14 protein-coding genes, 1 tRNA gene, 1 pseudogene and 1 riboswitch are annotated in these 17,892 nt (G+C 69.9%); of the genes and pseudogenes, 12 read left to right on the top strand and 4 right to left on the bottom strand.

Annotated features, from left to right (window positions below):
- The 9 genes and pseudogenes from ACFZCD_RS05095 to ACFZCD_RS05055 all read left to right on the top strand — a co-directional run.
- Window positions 1-355: pseudogene (locus ACFZCD_RS05095) on the top strand (RNA helicase); the annotation flags it as partial.
- A gap of 143 nt (window positions 356-498) precedes the next feature.
- Window positions 499-571: transfer RNA gene (locus ACFZCD_RS05090), tRNA-Lys, on the top strand.
- 514 nt (window positions 572-1,085) lie between these two features.
- Window positions 1,086-1,976, top strand: a complete 891-nt coding sequence (locus tag ACFZCD_RS05085) for a DUF6227 family protein (protein WP_391828037.1) — start codon at window positions 1,086-1,088, stop codon at window positions 1,974-1,976.
- 220 nt (window positions 1,977-2,196) lie between these two features.
- Window positions 2,197-2,400 (top strand): cold-shock protein, encoded by a 204-nt coding sequence (locus tag ACFZCD_RS05080; protein ID WP_030367061.1) that lies wholly within the window; start codon window positions 2,197-2,199, stop codon window positions 2,398-2,400.
- A 271-nt stretch (window positions 2,401-2,671) separates the two neighbouring features.
- On the top strand, window positions 2,672-4,369 hold the full coding sequence (locus tag ACFZCD_RS05075; protein WP_391828035.1) for a DEAD/DEAH box helicase: 1,698 nt from the start codon (window positions 2,672-2,674) through the stop codon (window positions 4,367-4,369).
- 269 nt (window positions 4,370-4,638) lie between these two features.
- Window positions 4,639-5,994, top strand: coding sequence for a PP2C family protein-serine/threonine phosphatase (locus ACFZCD_RS05070; RefSeq protein ID WP_391828033.1), 1,356 nt, complete (start codon window positions 4,639-4,641; stop codon window positions 5,992-5,994).
- A 40-nt stretch (window positions 5,995-6,034) separates the two neighbouring features.
- Window positions 6,035-6,201: riboswitch (cyclic di-AMP (ydaO/yuaA leader) on the top strand.
- A gap of 9 nt (window positions 6,202-6,210) precedes the next feature.
- Complete coding sequence (locus ACFZCD_RS05065) at window positions 6,211-7,521, top strand: M23 family metallopeptidase (protein WP_391828031.1); 1,311 nt, start codon at window positions 6,211-6,213, stop codon at window positions 7,519-7,521.
- A gap of 41 nt (window positions 7,522-7,562) precedes the next feature.
- A complete protein-coding gene (locus tag ACFZCD_RS05060; protein ID WP_391828029.1) occupies window positions 7,563-9,041 on the top strand; it encodes an MFS transporter in 1,479 nt (492 codons plus the stop codon).
- A gap of 96 nt (window positions 9,042-9,137) precedes the next feature.
- Complete coding sequence (locus tag ACFZCD_RS05055; protein ID WP_391828027.1) at window positions 9,138-10,082, top strand: aldo/keto reductase; 945 nt, start codon at window positions 9,138-9,140, stop codon at window positions 10,080-10,082.
- A gap of 91 nt (window positions 10,083-10,173) precedes the next feature.
- Here the strand turns inward: ACFZCD_RS05055 and ACFZCD_RS05050 are convergent, their stop codons facing one another.
- The 4 genes from ACFZCD_RS05050 to ACFZCD_RS05035 form a co-directional block, all read right to left on the bottom strand.
- Window positions 10,174-10,473 carry a hypothetical protein gene (locus ACFZCD_RS05050; RefSeq protein ID WP_391828025.1) on the bottom strand — a complete coding sequence of 100 codons (300 nt, stop codon included), beginning with the start codon at window positions 10,471-10,473 and terminating at the stop codon, window positions 10,174-10,176.
- Window positions 10,474-10,583: 110 nt separating this feature from the next.
- Window positions 10,584-11,345, bottom strand: a complete 762-nt coding sequence (locus ACFZCD_RS05045; protein ID WP_391828023.1) for a DUF4190 domain-containing protein — start codon at window positions 11,343-11,345, stop codon at window positions 10,584-10,586.
- 231 nt (window positions 11,346-11,576) lie between these two features.
- The gene (locus ACFZCD_RS05040; RefSeq protein ID WP_391828021.1) at window positions 11,577-12,464 is read right to left on the bottom strand and encodes a hypothetical protein; all 888 of its coding nucleotides are present in this window, start codon (window positions 12,462-12,464) and stop codon (window positions 11,577-11,579) included.
- A 409-nt stretch (window positions 12,465-12,873) separates the two neighbouring features.
- The gene (locus ACFZCD_RS05035) at window positions 12,874-13,719 is read right to left on the bottom strand and encodes a hypothetical protein (RefSeq protein WP_391828019.1); all 846 of its coding nucleotides are present in this window, start codon (window positions 13,717-13,719) and stop codon (window positions 12,874-12,876) included.
- A gap of 206 nt (window positions 13,720-13,925) precedes the next feature.
- On the opposite strand from ACFZCD_RS05035, the gene ACFZCD_RS05030 reads away from it, so the two are divergent.
- The 3 genes from ACFZCD_RS05030 to ACFZCD_RS05020 are packed head-to-tail and all read left to right on the top strand — an operon-like array spanning window position 13,926 to window position 17,877.
- Window positions 13,926-14,615, top strand: coding sequence for a hypothetical protein (locus ACFZCD_RS05030; protein WP_391828017.1), 690 nt, complete (start codon window positions 13,926-13,928; stop codon window positions 14,613-14,615).
- A gap of 14 nt (window positions 14,616-14,629) precedes the next feature.
- A complete protein-coding gene (locus ACFZCD_RS05025) occupies window positions 14,630-16,063 on the top strand; it encodes a hypothetical protein (RefSeq protein WP_391828015.1) in 1,434 nt (477 codons plus the stop codon).
- Window positions 16,063-17,877: a DEAD/DEAH box helicase gene (locus ACFZCD_RS05020; RefSeq protein ID WP_391828013.1), complete on the top strand. Its 1,815-nt coding sequence runs from the start codon at window positions 16,063-16,065 to the stop codon at window positions 17,875-17,877. Before ACFZCD_RS05025 ends, ACFZCD_RS05020 begins: the two co-directional genes overlap by 1 nt.
- Window positions 17,878-17,892 lie beyond the last annotated feature (15 nt).

The following is a 17,892-nucleotide window of genomic DNA, read 5'->3' as shown; positions in this document are numbered from 1 at the left end:
CCGTCGTGACGACCGTCGTGATGACAACCGCTCCGGTGGCTTCCGCCGGGATGACCGTCCGTCCGGTGGTTTCCGCCGCGATGAGCGTCGTGACGACAACCGCTCCGCCGGTTTCCGCCGGGATGACCGTCCGTCCGGTGGCTTCCGCCGCGACGACCGCCCGTCCCACGGCGGCGGGTTCCGCTCCGGCGGCAGCGACCGTCCGTTCAACCGTGACCGCCGCGACGACCGCCCGTCGAGCGGCTACCGCGCCGGCGGCCACGACCGCCCGACCGGCCGCCGCGACGACCACCGGGGTGGCACCGGTTCCTTCGGCCGCCGCGACGACAAGCCGCGCTGGAAGCGCAACGGCTGATAACCGCAGGTGATTTGGGGCCCGTACGGCACTTCGGTGCAGTACGGGCCCCGTCGCGTCCGGGCTTCCGTTGCGCCTCCGTTCGACGCATCGGCCATAACGACTCTGGATTACGCGGTCGGCCGGGCTATGCTGCGGGGTGCGGGCCGTTAGCTCAATTGGCAGAGCAGTGGACTTTTAATCCATTGGTTGTGGGTTCGAGTCCCACACGGCCTACCTGACGCGGGTCGGAGATATCCCCTCTGACCTGCGGGAGAGCGCCTCGTCCGGTGGATACCGGGCGGGGCGCTTCTGCATGTCCGGGGCGGATGCCGCCCCGGGCGGCGCCGGGCGGCGGGAGTTCACCGGCGCCACGGCTCCCGGACTGCCCCCGGACTGCCCCTGGACCGCCCTCGGACTGTCCCCGGGCGGCATCGCCGAATTCCTCGCCAAGAGCCCCCACTTCGCCTGCTGGGACGAAGGGTTGGCGAGGGGCGGCGAGAGGTTGGCGGGAGGCGGCGAGGGATCAGCGAAGGGTTCCTGCTTCGGGGAAGCACGCCTGCCGGAGCCGGGCTCGGGCCAGGGGGGCGCACGGGCCGCGCACGCTCCTCCCCCCGAGCCACCGCCGAACGCCCCCCGCGTGTCCGGGGCTCCGCACACCCAGTTCCCCGAAACCCTGCCCCCGTCTCGTGTTCGCGCCGCTACGGTAAGTGCGCGGGGTGGGCGCGGCGAGGGCCGGGAGGTCGGAGGCATGGAGAACTCGCGAGCCGGTGAGAGCGGATGCGGAAGCGAGCGAGGGGAGCGGAGGCATCACAGCCCGGCGTGCAGGGCGCACAGGGGGCGCACGGAGCACGGCCAGGGGCCGGCCGGGCCCACCGGGGCCGAGACCACGCCCGCCGAGCTGGTGGCGGCGCTCCTCAAGCGGGCCCAGAACGGGTTCGAGATCGGCGAGCCGGTCCTGGCCCGGCTGCGGACGGCGCTGATGCATCAGGCGGAGCTCCGCTCGTACCGCCAGCGCAATGACGAGCACCGCCCGCTGCGCTGCAATGCGTACCGGCACGTCTTCCTGCTGGCCGACGGCAGCAGCCTGCTGCTGTTCGAGCTGGAGCACGACACCGGCCCGGAGGACGCCTTCCTCTACGAGCTCTACGCGGACGAGGACGCCCTCGACCGGGCCGAGCGGCGCGTGCACGAACGGATCGGCGGCGGCATCGGGCCCCGGAACGAGGCCGACGAGCTGCCGGCCTGGCTGGCGGAGGAGCTGCTGCTGGCCATGGGGCCGGCCCAGCCCCGCCGGGAGTACGTGGCCGACGCCTCGCCCGATCACGCCCGGCGGCTGCTGCGGCGCGCGGAGAACGAGGACGCGCCCGGCGAGGTGGTGCGGGAGCTGCTCCAGGGGGCGCTCGGGCACCACATCGCGCTGATCACCAAGCCGAGGCGCCGGAGCGCGGGGCGCGACGCCACCTGGTGCCGCTTCTACGAGCACGCGTTCCTGCTGGAGGGCGGGGGTGAGCTCAGTCTCTGGGAGCTGGAGCACAACATGACCGCCGACGGCCGTCTGGTCTGCGAGGTCTATCTGGACGAGGCGGAGGCCGAGGTGGCCGCCGACCGGCACGCCCGCGCGCAGGGCGTGGAGCTGTAGGAGGCGTAAGGGGCCGCAGGGCCGGAAGGCACCGTCGGCGGGCGGCGAAACGGGGGACGCCGACGTGTGCTACGCTTAACTGACGTTTCAGTTGTGGTACCCATGAACTCGTGTGCGCCTGACGGTTATGTGAACCGACGGCGCATTTTTGTTTTTGCCGGTCTATTCCGGTGTGGGGCCCGTTGCATCTGTCAAAGGTGCATCCACTAAGGAGATAGACATGGCTACTGGCACCGTGAAGTGGTTCAACTCGGAAAAGGGCTTCGGCTTCATCGAGCAGGACGGCGGCGGCCCCGACGTCTTCGCCCACTACTCGAACATCGCCTCCAACGGCTTCCGTGAGCTGTTCGAGGGCCAGAAGGTTTCCTTCGACGTCACGCAGGGCCAGAAGGGCCTGCAGGCCGAGAACATCGTCGCTGCCTGACGATGATGCCCGCCCGGTCCGCCTGACGGCGGCCCCGGGCTCTGCATGAAGCACACAGGCAATGGGGCCCGCACCACTGGGTGCGGGCCCCATTGCTGCCCCAGCGCCGGCCGGCGCGCCCACGCACCGGCCGTCGTCCCGCACCAGCGCGCCCAGGCTTTTCCGCCGTCCGACCGTTCCGGCTGTTTCCATTCCAGCCGTCCAGGACGGCCTGCGATGCGAAGTCTCCTTTTCGGGCGTGCCAACCCCATTGAGGGAAGGTCCCACCCGTATGACTCGCTCCGCCCGCCCGTCCCGCGCACCCCGCGGTCCCCAGCAGAACCGCAGCGCCCAGCCGAACCGGTCCGCTCAGCCGGGCCGTGGCTCCCAGCAGGGCCGTGGCGGCGCCCAGCCGGCCCGCCGCCGGCCCGCCGCCGCCCCCCAGGGCGACTTCGAGACCCCGGTGAGCACGACCCCGGGCCTGCCGCCGGTGGAGTCCTTCGCCGACCTGGACATGCCGGCCGGCCTGCTCTCCACGCTGACCCGCGAGGGCGTCACCGAGCCGTTCCCCATCCAGGCCGCGACGCTGCCCAACTCGCTCACCGGCCGTGACGTCCTCGGCCGCGGCCGCACGGGCTCCGGCAAGACCCTCGCGTTCGGCCTGGCCCTGCTGGCCCGTACGGCCGGCCGCCGCGCCGAGCCCGGCCGCCCGCTGGCGCTCGTCCTCGTCCCCACCCGTGAGCTGGCCCAGCAGGTCACCGACTCGCTCGCCCCGTACGCCACCGCCGTGAACCTGCGGCTGGCCACGGTCGTCGGCGGCATGTCCATCGGCCGCCAGGCCCAGACCCTCGCGCGCGGCGCCGAGGTGCTCGTCGCCACCCCGGGCCGCCTCGCCGACCTGATCCAGCGCGGCGACTGCAAGCTCGGCGACGTGCGGATCACCGTCCTGGACGAGGCCGACCAGATGGCCGACATGGGCTTCCTGCCGCAGGTCACCCGCCTGCTGGACCAGGTCGACCCGGAGGGCCAGCGGATGCTGTTCTCCGCGACCCTCGACCGCAACGTCGACCGCCTCGTCCGCCGCTTCCTCTCCGACCCGGTGACGCACTCCGTCGACGCGTCGGTGGGCGCGGTCGTCACGATGGACCACCACCTGCTGCACGTCACCGAGACGGACAAGAAGGACACGGTCACGCGGATCGCCGCCCGCAACGGGCGCGTGATCATGTTCGTGGACACCAAGCGCGGCGCCGACCGGCTGGTGAAGAAGCTGCTCTCCGAGGGCGTCCGCGCCGCCGCGCTGCACGGCGGCAAGAGCCAGCCGCAGCGCAACCGCACGCTCGACCTCTTCCGTACGGAGCAGGTCACGGCGCTGATCGCCACGAACGTCGCCGCGCGCGGCATCCACATCGACGGCCTCGACCTCGTCGTGAACGTCGACCCGCCCATGGACCACAAGGACTACCTGCACCGCGGCGGCCGCACGGCGCGCGCCGGCGAGTCCGGCACGGTCGTCACGCTGGTGCTGCCCGAGCAGCGGCGCGAGATGAGCCGGATGATGGTCACGGCCAAGATCGCCCCGAACGTCGTCACGGTCGGCCCGGAGCACCCGGAGCTCGTCCGCATCACCGGCGCCCAGGCGCCGAGCGGCGTGCCCGTGGTCATCCCGCCGCCGGTGCCGGCCCAGGCGACGCCGCGGAAGCGGAGCGGCGGCGGGGGCTCCGGTGCCGGTACGGGCTCTGCCGGCGGGGCCGCGGCCGCTGCCGGGTCGCGCGGGTCCCGGGGCACGCGTAGCTCGCGGGGCAGCCGTGGCGGGCGCGGCCGGGTGCGTCCCGAGGCGTCCTCCGGTGCGTCCGGTGCGTCGGCCGGGGCTTCGTCCGGTGCGGGTGGTTCCGGTGGCCGCGGTGGTTACGGCCGTGGCAGCGGTGGCGGGAGCGGTTACGGCCGCGGCGGCAGCGGTGGCGGCGGCTCGCGCCGTACGGCTTCCTGACGCGCGGCTCCGTACGTACGGAGGCCCGGCTTCCGTACGTACGGAAGCCCGGCTTCCGTACGTACGGAGGCGCGGCTTCCGTACGTAGGGGGCCCGGCCCCTGCACGTGCTGACGCCCGGCTCCCGCACACACTGATGCCCGGTTCCGGCACGTACTGATGCCTGGTTCCCTTACGCGCTGAGCTGTCCCCGCTCACGCACTGATCTCCCCGGTTGGCCCAGCACCGTTCGCCCGATGACCTCCCGCCCGGAAGGGTGGGAGGGGTGACATGCGGGACGGCCGGTCAGGAGAGGGCGCGGTGGGGAAGCGAGGCGGGCCAGGGAAGAACCCTGCACGGGCCGGTGGCGGTGCGAGCGGGGGCACGGGCGGCGGTGACGGCGGCCCGTGGCGGAGCCGCGCCGTCCGCCGCGCTGCGGCGCACACCGCCCGCCGTGCGGCCCGCAGGCTCCCGGCCGTCCTGATCGCCGGCGGCGTCCTCTTCGACCTGGGGGCGCCCACGCACTACTCGTCCGCCCCCTTCCTCTCCGCCGCGCCCCTCGTGGCGGCGCCCCTGCACACCCTCCGCGCCACCGTCGCGGCCGCCCTGGCCGCGGTGGCGGTCGCCGTCGGTCTCGCGCTCTACCACCGGCCGTCCGGCACCGGTGAGGCGCTGTCCGAGATCGCCACCATCGCCACCATCGGCACGGTCGCCCTGGTCGCCCTGGGCATCAACCGCATCGCCCGTCGCAGTGACCAGCAGCTCGCTTCCGCCCGCGGCATCGCGGAGGCGGCCCAGCGCGCCGTCCTGCCCGCGCCCCCGTCCCGGATCGGCGGCCTGCGGGTGGCCGCGCGCTACGTGGCCGCGCAGGCCGACGCCCGGATCGGCGGCGACCTGTACGCGGTCCAGGACACCCCGCACGGCGTGCGCGTCATCGTCGGCGACGTCCGCGGCAAGGGCCTCGGCGCGGTCGAGGCGGTCGCCGTCGTGATCGGCGCCTTTCGCGAGGCGGCCGAGCAGGAGCCCACGCTGGAGGGGCTCGCGGGCCGGCTGGAACGCGCGCTGCAGCGCGAGGGCAGGCGGCGCGGGAACCTGGACCAGTACGAGGGCTTCACCACGGCCGTCCTCGTGGAACTGCCGCCGGGGAAACCCGTACTCCGCCTGCTGAACCGCGGCCATCCGCCGCCGCTCCTGCTGCACGCCGACGGCAGGGTCGGCGTCGCCGATCCCGCCGTGCCTGCACTGCCGCTCGGGCTGGGGGAGCTGGGGGTGTGGCCGGACCGGGCGGAGGAACGGGAGTTCCCCGCGGGCGCGACGCTGTTGCTGATGACGGACGGGGTGACCGAGGCCAGGGACGCCGACGGCGCCTTCTACGACCCGCGCGCCGGGCTGACGGGACGGCAGTTCAAGAACCCCGAGGCGCTGCTGGACTGCCTGGTCGCGGACGTGGCCCGCCATTCGGGCGGTCAGGCCGCTGACGACATGGCCCTGTTGGCGATCCGGCGCGGCGAGCGAATCGAACAGCATTTCGTGGAAAGCATCGACAGGTTCCGTGGGCGGACGTCCTGTGAAGACCTGTCGGGACGGCCCGGCGGATTCCGGCTTTCGGCTTGGAAACCACCCGGCGCGTCTATTAACGTTCGATAACGGAGCGCGGTCGTCGCAACCGCCGCAAGAGGCGGTGCACCGTGCGCCTTCGCCGAATCCCGCGGGCACAGCACCACCTGATACACCGGCAAGTTCTGGGAACCGGGGAACCACCACCCTGGGGTGAATCGGGCCGCACGCGGCTCGTAGGAGACCTTCCTGCTCCGAACCCGTCAGCTAACCCGGTAGGCGAGAAGGAAGGAAAGGAGTGCCTCCGTGGCATCCAACGAGCCTGACCGCTACGAGCCCGGGGACTACGACCCGCCGCTGGTGCCCGCGTACGCACCGCCGTACGAGCCGGAGGCGGCGGAGCGGGCAGAGTGGGCGGAGCGGGCGGAAGAGGCTGCGTACGAGGGGTCGTACGAGTCGTACGAGCGGCGTTACAAGCAGGGTTACGAACCGCAGGGCCGGGCGGCGGCCGAGGCGGCAGCCCCGTACGAACCCTCCGCCTTCAGCGCTTTCGGCGCGGGCCGCGGGCGCCACCGCGTCGTGAAGCAGCGCGGCGGCACGATGGCCCGCAGCGGTGCCGTGCTCGGCGCGGGCGTCATCGCGGCGGTCGGCGCGGGTGGCATGGCGCATGCGCAGGAGCGTCCCGCGGCCTCCATATCCATGCCCGACCTGGCGCAGTTGCCGGGTGTGGGCTCGTTCTTCGCGGGGAGCGCGGCGGGGGCGGTGGACTCGGCGGACTTGGCGGCTCCGGTGGATTTGGCGGGTCCGGTGGATCCGGCCGACTTGGCCCGGTCCGTCGCCGAGGAGAGCGCGGCGGCCGCTTCGGAGGCGGCGGAGCGCGCGGCGATGGCGGGTGAGGCGCTCCGGGCGAGGCTCCTGGAGCAGGCTGACCACCAGCAGGCCGACTACCAGCAGGTCGATCATCAGCAGGCCGACCACCAGCAGACGCACAAGACCCAGGGGTCTCATACGCCCCAGAAGTCCCAGGGGAGCCATAAGAGCCAGGGGATTCATAAGAGCCAGAAGGTCCAGGGGACCCACAAGAGTCAGAAGGTCCAGGGGACTCATAAGAGCCGGGAGACCCATAAGAGCCAGCGGCCGGAGAAGAGGACCAGGCCCGCCTGGGCCAAGCCCGCGCACGCCCCCGCCCCCGCCCCTGCCCCGGCCCACGCCCGTCACTCCGGCTTGTTCACCCTCCCTGTCGGCTCGTACACCCTGACGGCCGGCTTCGGGCAGGCGGGCAACATGTGGTCCGCGCACCACACGGGCGAGGACTTCGCCGCCCCGACCGGCACGCCGGTGAAGGCGGTGGGCAGCGGCACGATCACGCAGGCCGGCTGGGCCGGGGCGTACGGCTACCGCATCGTGCTGAAGCTCGACGACGGCACTGAGCTGTGGTTCTGCCACCTGTCGTCCATGGTCGTCACGTCGGGCAAGGTCGCGGCGGGCCAGACGATCGGCAGGGTCGGCGCGACCGGCAACGTCACCGGCCCGCACCTGCACCTGGAGGTCCGGCCGGGCGGGGGCGCGCCGATAGACCCCCTGGGGTGGCTGCGGGGCAGGGGCCTGCAGCCGTAGCGCAGGGCATGTTCCGTACGGGACGGGGCACCCGGTAGCGCATGCCCCCCGCGGATGAGGCGACGACGATCACCACTGCCGTACCGGCGCGGCTGGACCGGCTGCCGTGGTCCCGCTGGCACTGGACGGTGGTGATCGGACTCGGCACGGTCTGGATCCTGGACGGCCTGGAAGTGACGGTGGTCGGCAACATCGCCGGCCGCCTCTCCGAGCAGGGGAGCGGGCTGCCGGTCACCTCGGGGCAGGTCACGGGCATCGCGGCGGCGCTGTACGTGGCGGGGGCGTGCTCCGGGGCGCTGTTCTTCGGGCGGCTCACCGACCGTTTCGGCCGCAAGAAACTGTTCCTCGTCACGCTCGCGGTCTATCTCGGCGCGACGGCCCTCACGGCCGTCTCCTTTTCCTCCTGGTGGTTCTTCGCCTTCCGCTTCCTCACCGGATTCGGGATCGGCGGCGAGTACGCGGCGATCAACTCCGCCATCGACGAGCTGATCCCGGCGGCTTTCCGGGGCCGGATCGACCTGGTCATCAACGGCAGTTTCTGGCTCGGAGCGATCGGCGGCTCGCTGCTGTCCGTCCTGATGCTCGACACGGACGTCTTCCCCGCGAACGTGGGATGGCGGCTGACCTTCGGCCTCGGCGTCGTCCTGGGACTGGTCATCCTCTTCGTACGGCGGAAGGTGCCGGAAAGCCCGCGCTGGCTGTTCATCCACGGGCGGGGTGCGGAAGCGGAATCGCTGGTGGAGTCGATCGAGAAGCGTGTGGAACAGGAGAAGGGCGTAGCGCTGCCGCAGCCGGAGGGCGAGATCACGATCCACCAGCGGGGGCTGGTGACGTTCACCGACATCGCCCGGACGGTGTTCTCCGACTACCGGAAGCGGGCGGTCCTCGGCCTGTCCCTCTTCATCGGGCAGGCGTTCCTCTACAACGCGATCACTTTTGGCTTCGGCTCGATCCTGGAGACGTATTTCCACGTCTCCACCTCCCGCACGGGGTACTTCTTCGTCGTCATCGCGGCCGGCAATTTCATGGGGCCGGTGCTGCTGGGCAAGCTCTTCGACACGGTGGGCCGGCGGGTGATGATCTCCTCGACCTATCTGCTGTCGGGCCTGCTCCTCTTCGGCACGGCCTGGCTCTTCGGCACGGACCGGCTGACGGCCGGCACGCTCACCGCCTGCTGGGCGGTCGTGCTGTTCTTCGCCTCGGCAGGGGCCAGCAGCGCCTATCTCACGGTCTCCGAGATCTTCCCCATGGAAACGCGGGCCATGGCCATCGCGTTCTTCTACTCCCTGGGTACGGCGGCGGGCGGCATCAGCGGCCCGCTGCTCTTCGCCGACCTGACGAGCAGCGGGAACGTGGGAGATACCGTCCTGGCCTTCTCGATCGGCGCGTCGCTGATGTGCGGGGCGGGGCTGGTGGCGGCTTTCCTGGCGGTACGGGCGGAGGGGCGGTCGCTGGAGTCGATCGCGGCACCGCTGTCGACGAAGAAACGGGCGGAACCGGTGGCGGCGCCGGCGAAGTAGAAGTAGCGGAACCGGCGCGGCGTTGTCGCCCTCGGCACCCATCGACCTTGGAGAAAGAGCGGAATACCAGCCCCAGTAAGGACGTTGAACGAACACATGGCTGACATTCACAAGAAGATCGGCAATCTTTCCGTCCATCCGCTGGCCCTGGGCGGCAACGTCTTCGGGTGGACCGCGGACGAGACGGAGTCCTTCGCCGTCCTCGACGCCTACGCGGCGGCGGGCGGCAATTTCATCGACACCGCCGACGTCTACTCGGCCTGGGTCCCGGGCAACGAGGGCGGCGAGTCGGAGACCGTCATCGGCAACTGGTTCGCCTCCCGCGGCAACCGCTCCGACATCGTCCTCGCCACCAAGGTCGGCGCGGGCGTCCCGGAACCGCGCGGCCTGCGGGCATCGGTGATCAAGACGGGCGTGGAGGAGTCCCTCCGCCGTCTCCGCACGGACTACATCGACCTCTACTACACGCACTACGACGACCCGTCGGTGCCGGTGGAGGAGTTCATCACCGCCCTCGACGCGCTGGTGAAGGAGGGCAAGGTCCGCGAGATCGCGGCGTCCAACATCACCCCGGAGCGGCTGAAGGAGTCCCTGGAGTTCTCGGACGCGTCCGGCCTGGCCAAGTACGTGGCCATCCAGCCGCACTACAACCTGGTCTCCCGCGACACCTACGAGGGCGACCTGGCGTCCGTGGCGGCGCAGCACGGCCTGGCGGCCGTCCCCTACTGGGCCCTGGCCTCGGGCTTCCTCACCGGCAAGTACCGCCCCGGCGCGGCGGTGGACAGCGCCCGCGCGGGGGCCGCGGGCAAGTACCTGGAGTCCGAGCGCGGCCTCCGGGTCCTGGCGGCCCTGGACGAGGTCGCCGCGGCCCACGACGCCGAGCTCGCAACGGTCGCCCTGGCCTGGCTCGCGGCCCAGCCCACCGTGGCCTCTCCGCTGGCCAGCGCCCGCACGGTGGCGCAGCTGCCGGCGCTGCTGGCGGTGGCGGACCTGAAGCTGACGCAGGAGGAGCTGAAGCGGCTGACGGAGGCGTCGGCGTAAGGGTGAGGGCGGCGCCGAGGGCGTCCGGCTGCGGGCGGTGAGCCCAGGGCCTCGGGCGGGAAGAGCTGTCCGAGGCCCTTACCGGGCCGGGTCAGGCCCTGCTCTCCACGACCCAGGAGGCCAGGGCCACCCCACCGGCGACGGCGAAGACGGAAGGCCAGGCCCCGATCTTCTTGGCCAGCGGATGCGATCCGGCGAACGCGGCCACGTACAGCCCGGTCAGCGCCGCGGCCTTGGGCCCGCCGACCTTCCCGCCCCACTGCCGGGCGGCCACGCCACCGGCCAGCGCCAGCGCCGCCCCGCCGAGCGGCCGCTTCTTCGTCCACCGGGCCACGCCGTACCCGCCGACCAGCCCACTCGCAGCAACCACAGCCGTAGGAACCTGAGCCATCCCGCACCTCCGCATCAAAGGACACCTACCTCCCCCAAGCTAACGTCATGGGCCGGCGCCGCAGGAGAGCGGGTCACTCTCGCCCATGCCGGCCGGCGGCCGTGATCGCCTCACTGCTCATGGAGCGGAAGCAGCCAGTGGGCCTCGTCCCGGTAGTCCGTCGGTGCGCAGGTGAAGTCCAGACTGGTGGAGCCCGGCGGGACGTTGATGTGCATCATCACCGTCACCTTCTGGTGGGGTGCGAGCTCGTCGGGGAACCAGGGGTGGTGCCGGTCCCACTCGGGGCTCATGGGGCCGGCCGGGAAACGGTTCTCCGGCAGGACCTTCTCTTCGCTCCGGATTCCGTTCGATGCGAGGGGCAGGGTCTTCTTCTGGTCGTTGACGTACGTCACCGCGAATTCGTAGGTGATGTCACCCTTCACAAGGGCGACGTCACCGGGAAGGTTCGGCACCCGGCGGGCCTTGCCCACCGTGACCTTCATGCCGTCCCGGTAACGCGCCGTCCCCCCGGGGCCCAGCGGCGTCTCGTACCTGTCGCCGCCGGACACCAGATCCTCCGGCCTGTCGTTGATGTGGGACAGCCCGTTGATGAACCACACCGTCACCCCGATACACGCCACGGCCACAATCGTGCCGATGATCAGCCCCGCAAGCGCCGCGCCCCCTTCGTCCGCCGTGCCGCGCTTCACCTTCGCGCGCCCGATCCCCCCGCAGACAGCGGCAGCCAGCCCGAGCAGAATGGCAAAGGGAATGCCCCACACGGTGCAGGCGACCACAACGGCCATCACACCCAGCGCCAGCGCCGCCATACCGGCGCCATTGGGCTTCTTCGGCATCAGCTCGGGAAGATCGGGCAACGACTTCGTCTCCATAACCCGACCCCACCCCACGCAACGCCTTCCCGGGCAGCGCCGGCTCACTCAACGGACCTGAGTAGCCGTACTCACCTCCGGCCGGCGGTATACCGGCTTCGTCCCACGGCAGGTGGGGCGTTGCTGAATCGAGCGACTACGACAAGGCTGAGCTGGGCCGGCTGCTTCAGTGCGCAAGGGAGATCCTCGCGGTGCACTTCCGCAAGCACGGGGCTTGCGCGGGCGCTTCGCTCAGCTTGGCGCCGTCGTGGTTGCGCGCTCGGCTTTCCCCGGGAGGGTGGCGGGCTGTGTGCTGGCGATCGTGCGTAGCTGGGAGACACGGCTGCGGACGTAGGCCGCGTCCGGCGTGTCAGGCGTTGGACCGTCACCGCGGCAGGTGCGGCACAGGCCGCCAGGAAGCGCTTCGGGGCGGCCCGGGATGCCGCAGTTTGTGCACTCCATGATCCAGCGGGCCGGCGGCGGTGTCTCCCTGGATGCGGTGGGCAGGGGCTCCGGCGGCATCCTGTGGATGAGCCTCTTGCGAGTGAAAGCCCCAGGGCAATGGATGACGTCGGGGAGCCCGGTCGTGAGGATCCGCGCGAACTCCAGAGGTGCCACACCTCGCGCGAACCATTCCGCGGCGAGGTCTTCGAGGGCGGCGCACTCGGCGGCTGACAGTGTCAGGCGGGGATCCGAGCAGCCGAGGGCCGCGAGAGCGATATACGCGGGCGAGCGCTCGGTCCGCTGCTGTTTCCGAGTCGGTTCCTGGGGTTCCCTGGCAGGTTCAGGGCCCAGTCCGGTGATGCCGTCGGCCAGGAACGCCTCCCACCAGGCATCGGCCCGCGCCGTCCGCGAGAAGTACGAGCGGGACACCCACTGCGTACGGCCCTCGCCGACGACCTCGCGGACGCGACGCAGGTGGCCGGCTGCGGACAGCGCCTTGAGCGCAGAGGCGACGGCCTGCTGCCCGTAGGCGGGGAGCTCCCTGGCGAGCGTCTTGATGTCGACGGCGGCGCCATCAGGAAGCCGGTCGATGTGAGCGGCGATGGAGGCTTCGCGGGCGGGCAGGTGCGCGAAGTCGTCCCGGGAACGGGGGGTTTGCTCAGGGGCGGAGCGCTTCCCATACCCAGGGGCAGCCATGGGCGGAGCGGTAAGGTTGGCGATAGCCACGAGATCACGTTTCCTGATCTTGTTGGTCAGACCCCGGCCCGGTGTTGGTAGCACCGACCGGGGTCGCTTTGTTGTGGCGCACGCTACACGGAACAGCAATACGTGGCGACCCGGTTGCGGAAAGTCACCTCGGTGTGCTTACGCGTCCACGCGCTCACCCGCGCGCGAGACTGGGTGGGAGGGTGGGATGAACCCACCACCATTCCACGTATGGATCGCTCGGATCCCGGCCCCCGAACCCCGAAGCTCAGGCCCCACCCCTGTGGCCAGTGCCCCTGGGGGCGGGGCGCTGGCGTCATGACAGTGGAGAGGGGCGGCACCCGAGCTTCGGGGGCGCCGATGCTGCCGCTCCGCGTAGACAACGCCCTTTGTGTATCGGCTACTTCATAGCTGCTCGCAGAACAGCGCCGGCATCGCCGGGCATGCCGAAATCATGCAGCTGCAACGCAACTGACATCACTGCACGCTCAGACTGCTCACGGCCGTAGATCTGAATGAAGGCGTCAGCCAGCTGGTCGTGATGCCTCCGCAACAGGACCAGCGATGCGGCGCTCTCCAGAGGCGTCAGCACATCCGCAGTCCCTTGCAGAAGGGCGAGGGCGGACGCCTCGTCCTCTGCCAGCAGCTCAACCGCCCTCTGAGCCAGTTGCCTGGCGGCGGCAATGTCCGATGCGGTGCGCTGCCGGTCCCCCTGGTCCGGGGGGACCGGCAGGTGTCCTGACAGACCGCTGGCCGCCCAGGTGGCGGCCGGGCCGGCCCCCAGGCGGGCCTCCAGATCCTTGACGGTCAGGCGAAGTGAAGTGGTCTCGGAGTGTGCATGGGCGCGCTCCTCCTTGAGGACGGTGACCTGCTCTTCCAGCGCGCTGATCTCTTGCCGCAGCACTCTGCAGGAGCTGCAGTCCGTCGTCTCCGCGGCCTGGTGCAACGCGAGGTAGTGCGCGAGTGGCTTGAAACCGGCTTTCTCTCCCGAGGTCAGCTCGGCCAGGAAATGCAGGCGCTCTATGAAGCGGTGTGGTGCAGGCAGCCTTCCGCTGAGGTAGCGGTACACCGTGCTCGGCGCAATGCTGTACTGGCAGTGGCTGAAAAGGAGCTCCGCAACTGTCCGGACCGGAGCGGTGGGTGGCTCCAGTAGCGCATGCAGCTCGGCCAGCCCCTCGACAAGGGCCTTTTTGCCTGGCGGCAGGCCACCATCGGGCTCGACCCCAGCTTGACGGCGCTTTCGCATAGTTCGTCCATCCCCCAACGGTTGCCGTGCCGGTACGTGGTCATCAAGTGTGCAGCAGTGGTCTGTTGCGAACTCAGAGGCAACAAGAGTTTCCACTGGATTTTCGATTGATCATGCGCTGAAGTGGTTGTCCAGACGGACTCCGGGGGGTGGCTGGTCTCTAGGGCTGCCAGCGGAGTCGCAGACACTATGAGCGGAGCTCTTGGATGACGCTGCCGTCTTGGCGGGACGGAAAGTACGGGACCAAGGTGCGTGCGGCCCTGTGGCTGGAGACCGAGGTGGGGGAAGGCAACATCTTCACCAAGGCGCAGTTGCGGGAGGCATTCCCGGACGTGGCGCAGATTGACCGCCGGATGCGTGACCTCCGGGATCACGACTGGACGATCCACACGCGCCGTGAGGACCCTGCCCTCAAGCAGGAGGAGCAGAGGTATGTGAAGAAGGGGACCGAGGTCTGGGTCCCCGGCCAGGCGAAGACGCTGAAGTCGAAGTCCAGCCTGACTGCGGCCCAGCGGACCAGGGTCATGATGGCCGACAACTTCCTGTGCCGGTCCTGCGGCATCGGGGCGGGTGAGTCGTACTACGACGGTGGGCAGGACTCCCAGCTCGACGTCGCCCGGCGGAAGGTGGTGCTTGAGGACGGTTCTGCGGAGGTGCAGCTCGTCACCGAGTGCAACCGCTGCCGTGTGGGAGGCCGGGACCGTGAGGTCAACCTCGGTGAACTGATCGGTCAGGTCAAGGCTCTCACTCCCCTGGAGCGCAAGGTGCTTGCCGCCTGGATCGAGGCTGATGGCCGTAAGCCGAGTGCGCTCGAGAAGTTGTGGGGCGTGTTCCGGACCCTTCCTGAGGGGTCGCGGGCGGCCGTCAAGCGAGCCGTGGCCAGCGAAGAAGAGTGAGCGAGGGAGCTGGAATGATGCTGCGAGAGTTTGTGCCGCCGCCGCGGGCGGAGGAGTTCAGTGAGCTGATCAAGAAGAGGCTGGAGGAGGTGAGGAGCTCAGGCGGGACCCGGGAATCCGTCACGATTGACCTGAACGGTCAGCCGCTGCACGTCGAAGTGATCGACCTTCCGCTGAGCGGCCTCTTCTTCAACCCCGGAACTCACCGCATCCGTGCGCAGCGCAGTCACAAGCCGGAGCGCGACGAGGCTCTCGACAAGGATCCGTGGAGCGCCGAGAGCCAGGACTACCTGAAGTTCCTGCTGCAGGCTGAGCCGGCGAACCCCGACCGCCGGGATGCGGACTTCGACAAGCTGAAGGAGAGCCTGAAGGAGTTCGGTCAGAACGACCCGGGGCTGGTGACCCATCACGGCGTACTGGTGAACGGGAACACCCGCGCCGCTGCACTGCGTGAGATCGGTGCGCAGTCCATGCGGGTGGGGGTCCTGCCGGAGTCCTTTACCTGGGCGGACATCAACGCGGTTGAGCTGGCTCTCCAGCTCCGGAAGGACCACCGCCGCGACTACTCCTACATCAACCGCTTGCTGGCCATGGAAGAGCAGGCTTCGCTTGGTCGTACCCCTGATGCGATCGCCAAGGATTTCCGTATCCGCCCTGCGACGTATCACCAGGAGCGCTGGATCCTGAGCACGATCCGGGAACTGATCGAGCGCAGCAGGAGCGGTGGTGGTGTCGCGCTCCGGCTCGTCGACTTCGAGGATGACCAGGAGAAGCTGAAGGAGCTCCACCGGAGCTACGAGAAGCTCGCGGCCGTGGACAAGGACCAGGCAGAGGTCCTCAAGGAGACGCGCCTGGCTGCCATCCTTCTGGGGTTCTCCAAGACGGATGTGCGGCATATCGACGAGGAGTTCCTGAAGAAGGACTACCTGGGGAAGGTGCTCCCGGAAGACCTGAAGACGGCTGCGGACGGAGGCGAGCCGGAGGCGGTGGCTGTTCCCGGTCTGGGGGTATCGGTTCCTGGCGCCACCCAGGCCGTTACGGCTGCGCGTGCACTCAATGACCAGGTGCTCCGCGCCAAGGCCGCTGCCCGCAGCGGAGAAGGTGAGCTGCTGGGCTCGCAGGACGGTACTGCGCAGGGCCTCTACGACCAGGCGAAGGGCGCTTTCGACAGGGCGATCGACTCAGCGGGCAGGGACGCACGGGTGAGGAAGCGGAAGCAGCTCGCTCCCGCGCGGCTCGCTGATGCGTGTGCGGACATTGACCAGTGCGTGGTGGATCTCGTACAGGCCCGCGCCTCGCGGACCCTTGACGAGGAAGCGTTCGATGAGGCCGTGCTGAAGCTCAGGGAGAGCCTCCGCAAGCTGGCCCAGCAGGCTGGCCGCGGCCTTGCCCACCCGGGCGATGGCATCTCGTGGCTGACCGATGCCGTAGCCGTGGAGGTTTCCTGATGGCCGAGCCGGCCACCGAGGCGTCCTTGCGCCTCTCCTTCGACGAGTCGCGCACGAAGGTCATCCTGCGCACCACCGATGGCTATCGCGAGGACCTGGTTCAGCTGGCTGCCCGTTTCCGTACGGGCGGCCAGCTCGGCCCGCTGGCTGTGTCGGTGGACATCGACGACCTGCTCGCGGAGCTGAACGCCATCAGCTCCTGGCCCCATCACACAGGCGTCGAATGGGAACCCGAGCTGCGCGAGCTGGTTCTCGGCATTCTCCAGGACGCCGATACGGTCAAGAAGCGCCTCGACGCTCCTGACCACTCTCCGGAGGTCTCGCCGGACGATGTACCGGGGATGCTCGGGGCGGACTGGAAGGCCGAGCTGAACGCCTTCCAGCGGCGTGACATCGCCAAACTCCTGTCGCTCCAGCACGGTGCGAACTTCAGTGTCCCGGGTGCCGGCAAGACGCGTGTAGCCCTTGCGGTGTACGCAGCTCAGAAGGCACAAGGAAAGGTGAGCAGACTGCTTGTCGTCTGCCCCAAGTCCGCCTATGAGTCCTGGGAGTACGAAACCGGGGCTTGTTTCGTCCACGCCCTGCGTCCGTGGTTCCCCGACCGTCCGCTTGACCCGTTTGCCGAAGTTCTGATCGTTAACTACGAGCGCCTGGACCGCTCTCTGGGCATGCTGGCGTCGTGGCTCCAGGCCGCCCCTTCCATGATCATCCTTGATGAAGCGCACCGCATGAAGCTGGGGGCGCGTGGCACGTACGGAGCGGCGTGCATGGCGCTCGGCCCGCTCGCTCGGCGCCGCCTGATCCTGACGGGTACACCTGCGCCCAACGGGTCGAAGGACCTGGAAAACCTCCTGGGCTTCGTGTGGCCGGGGCACGGCCAGCGGTCTGTGGTGCAGGCGGTGGCTGGAGGGGACCTCCGGCATGCGAGCACTGTGCTGCGGCCGCTCTTCACCCGGACCACCAAACAGGAGCTCGGGCTGCCTCCGATGGACGTGCGTGTCCGCTACCTGGACATGCCCAGCCTGCACGCGGAGATCTACGGCTCTCTGGTGACCGGCATGAACGGAGGGGCGCGCGACGATCTCAGCACGCTGGGCAAGACGGCACTTCGCCTGCTCATGGCCGCGACGAGCCCGGCACTGCTGCTGGAAGGGGCCACTCAGTACGAACCCCTGGCCTACCAGCTGCCGCCGCTCGAGGTTCCGCAGAGCGACTCGCTGTTCACCCTCCTGCAGGATCTTCCTGACTACGAGCTGTCCCCCAAGTACCAGGAGGCCGTGGCGATCGTTGCCGCGAACGCGGCACAGGGGCGTAAGACGCTGGTGTGGACGACTTTCGTGCGGAGCCTGACCACGCTGGAGAAGCTCCTGGAGGCGTACGGGCCGGCGGCTGTCTATGGAGGAACCCCGGACCGGGAAGAGCAGATCCGGCGCTTCCGGGAGGATCCCAGCTGCATGGTGCTGATCTCCAACCCGGCGACCCTGGGTGAGGGCATCAGCCTGCACCACGTATGTCACGACGCTGTCTACGTGGACAGGGACTTCATGGCCGGCCGGTTCCTCCAGAGCCTCGACCGCATCCACCGGCTCGGCCTGGACCCCAGTACTGAGACACGGGTCACGGTGCTTGCCGTGCGTAACACGATTGATCAGGTGGTGGAGGTGCGCCTCGACCAGAAGCTGGAGTTCATGGGCAAGATCCTCGATGACCCCTCCGTGCAGCAGCTCTCTGACCTGCAGGAAGAGCCCTCGGTGGCAGCTGGCCTTGCGGCAGGTGACATTGCGGCCCTGCTGCAGCACATCGGCACGAGCTAGCTGCAAGGCGCGAGC

This window comes from Streptomyces sp. NPDC008001 (assembly GCF_042958085.1).
Classification (GTDB): Bacteria; Actinomycetota; Actinomycetes; order Streptomycetales; family Streptomycetaceae; genus Streptomyces.
The sequence above is the reverse complement of the archived record's forward strand: the minus strand, read 5'-3'. Positions and strand labels throughout refer to the sequence as shown.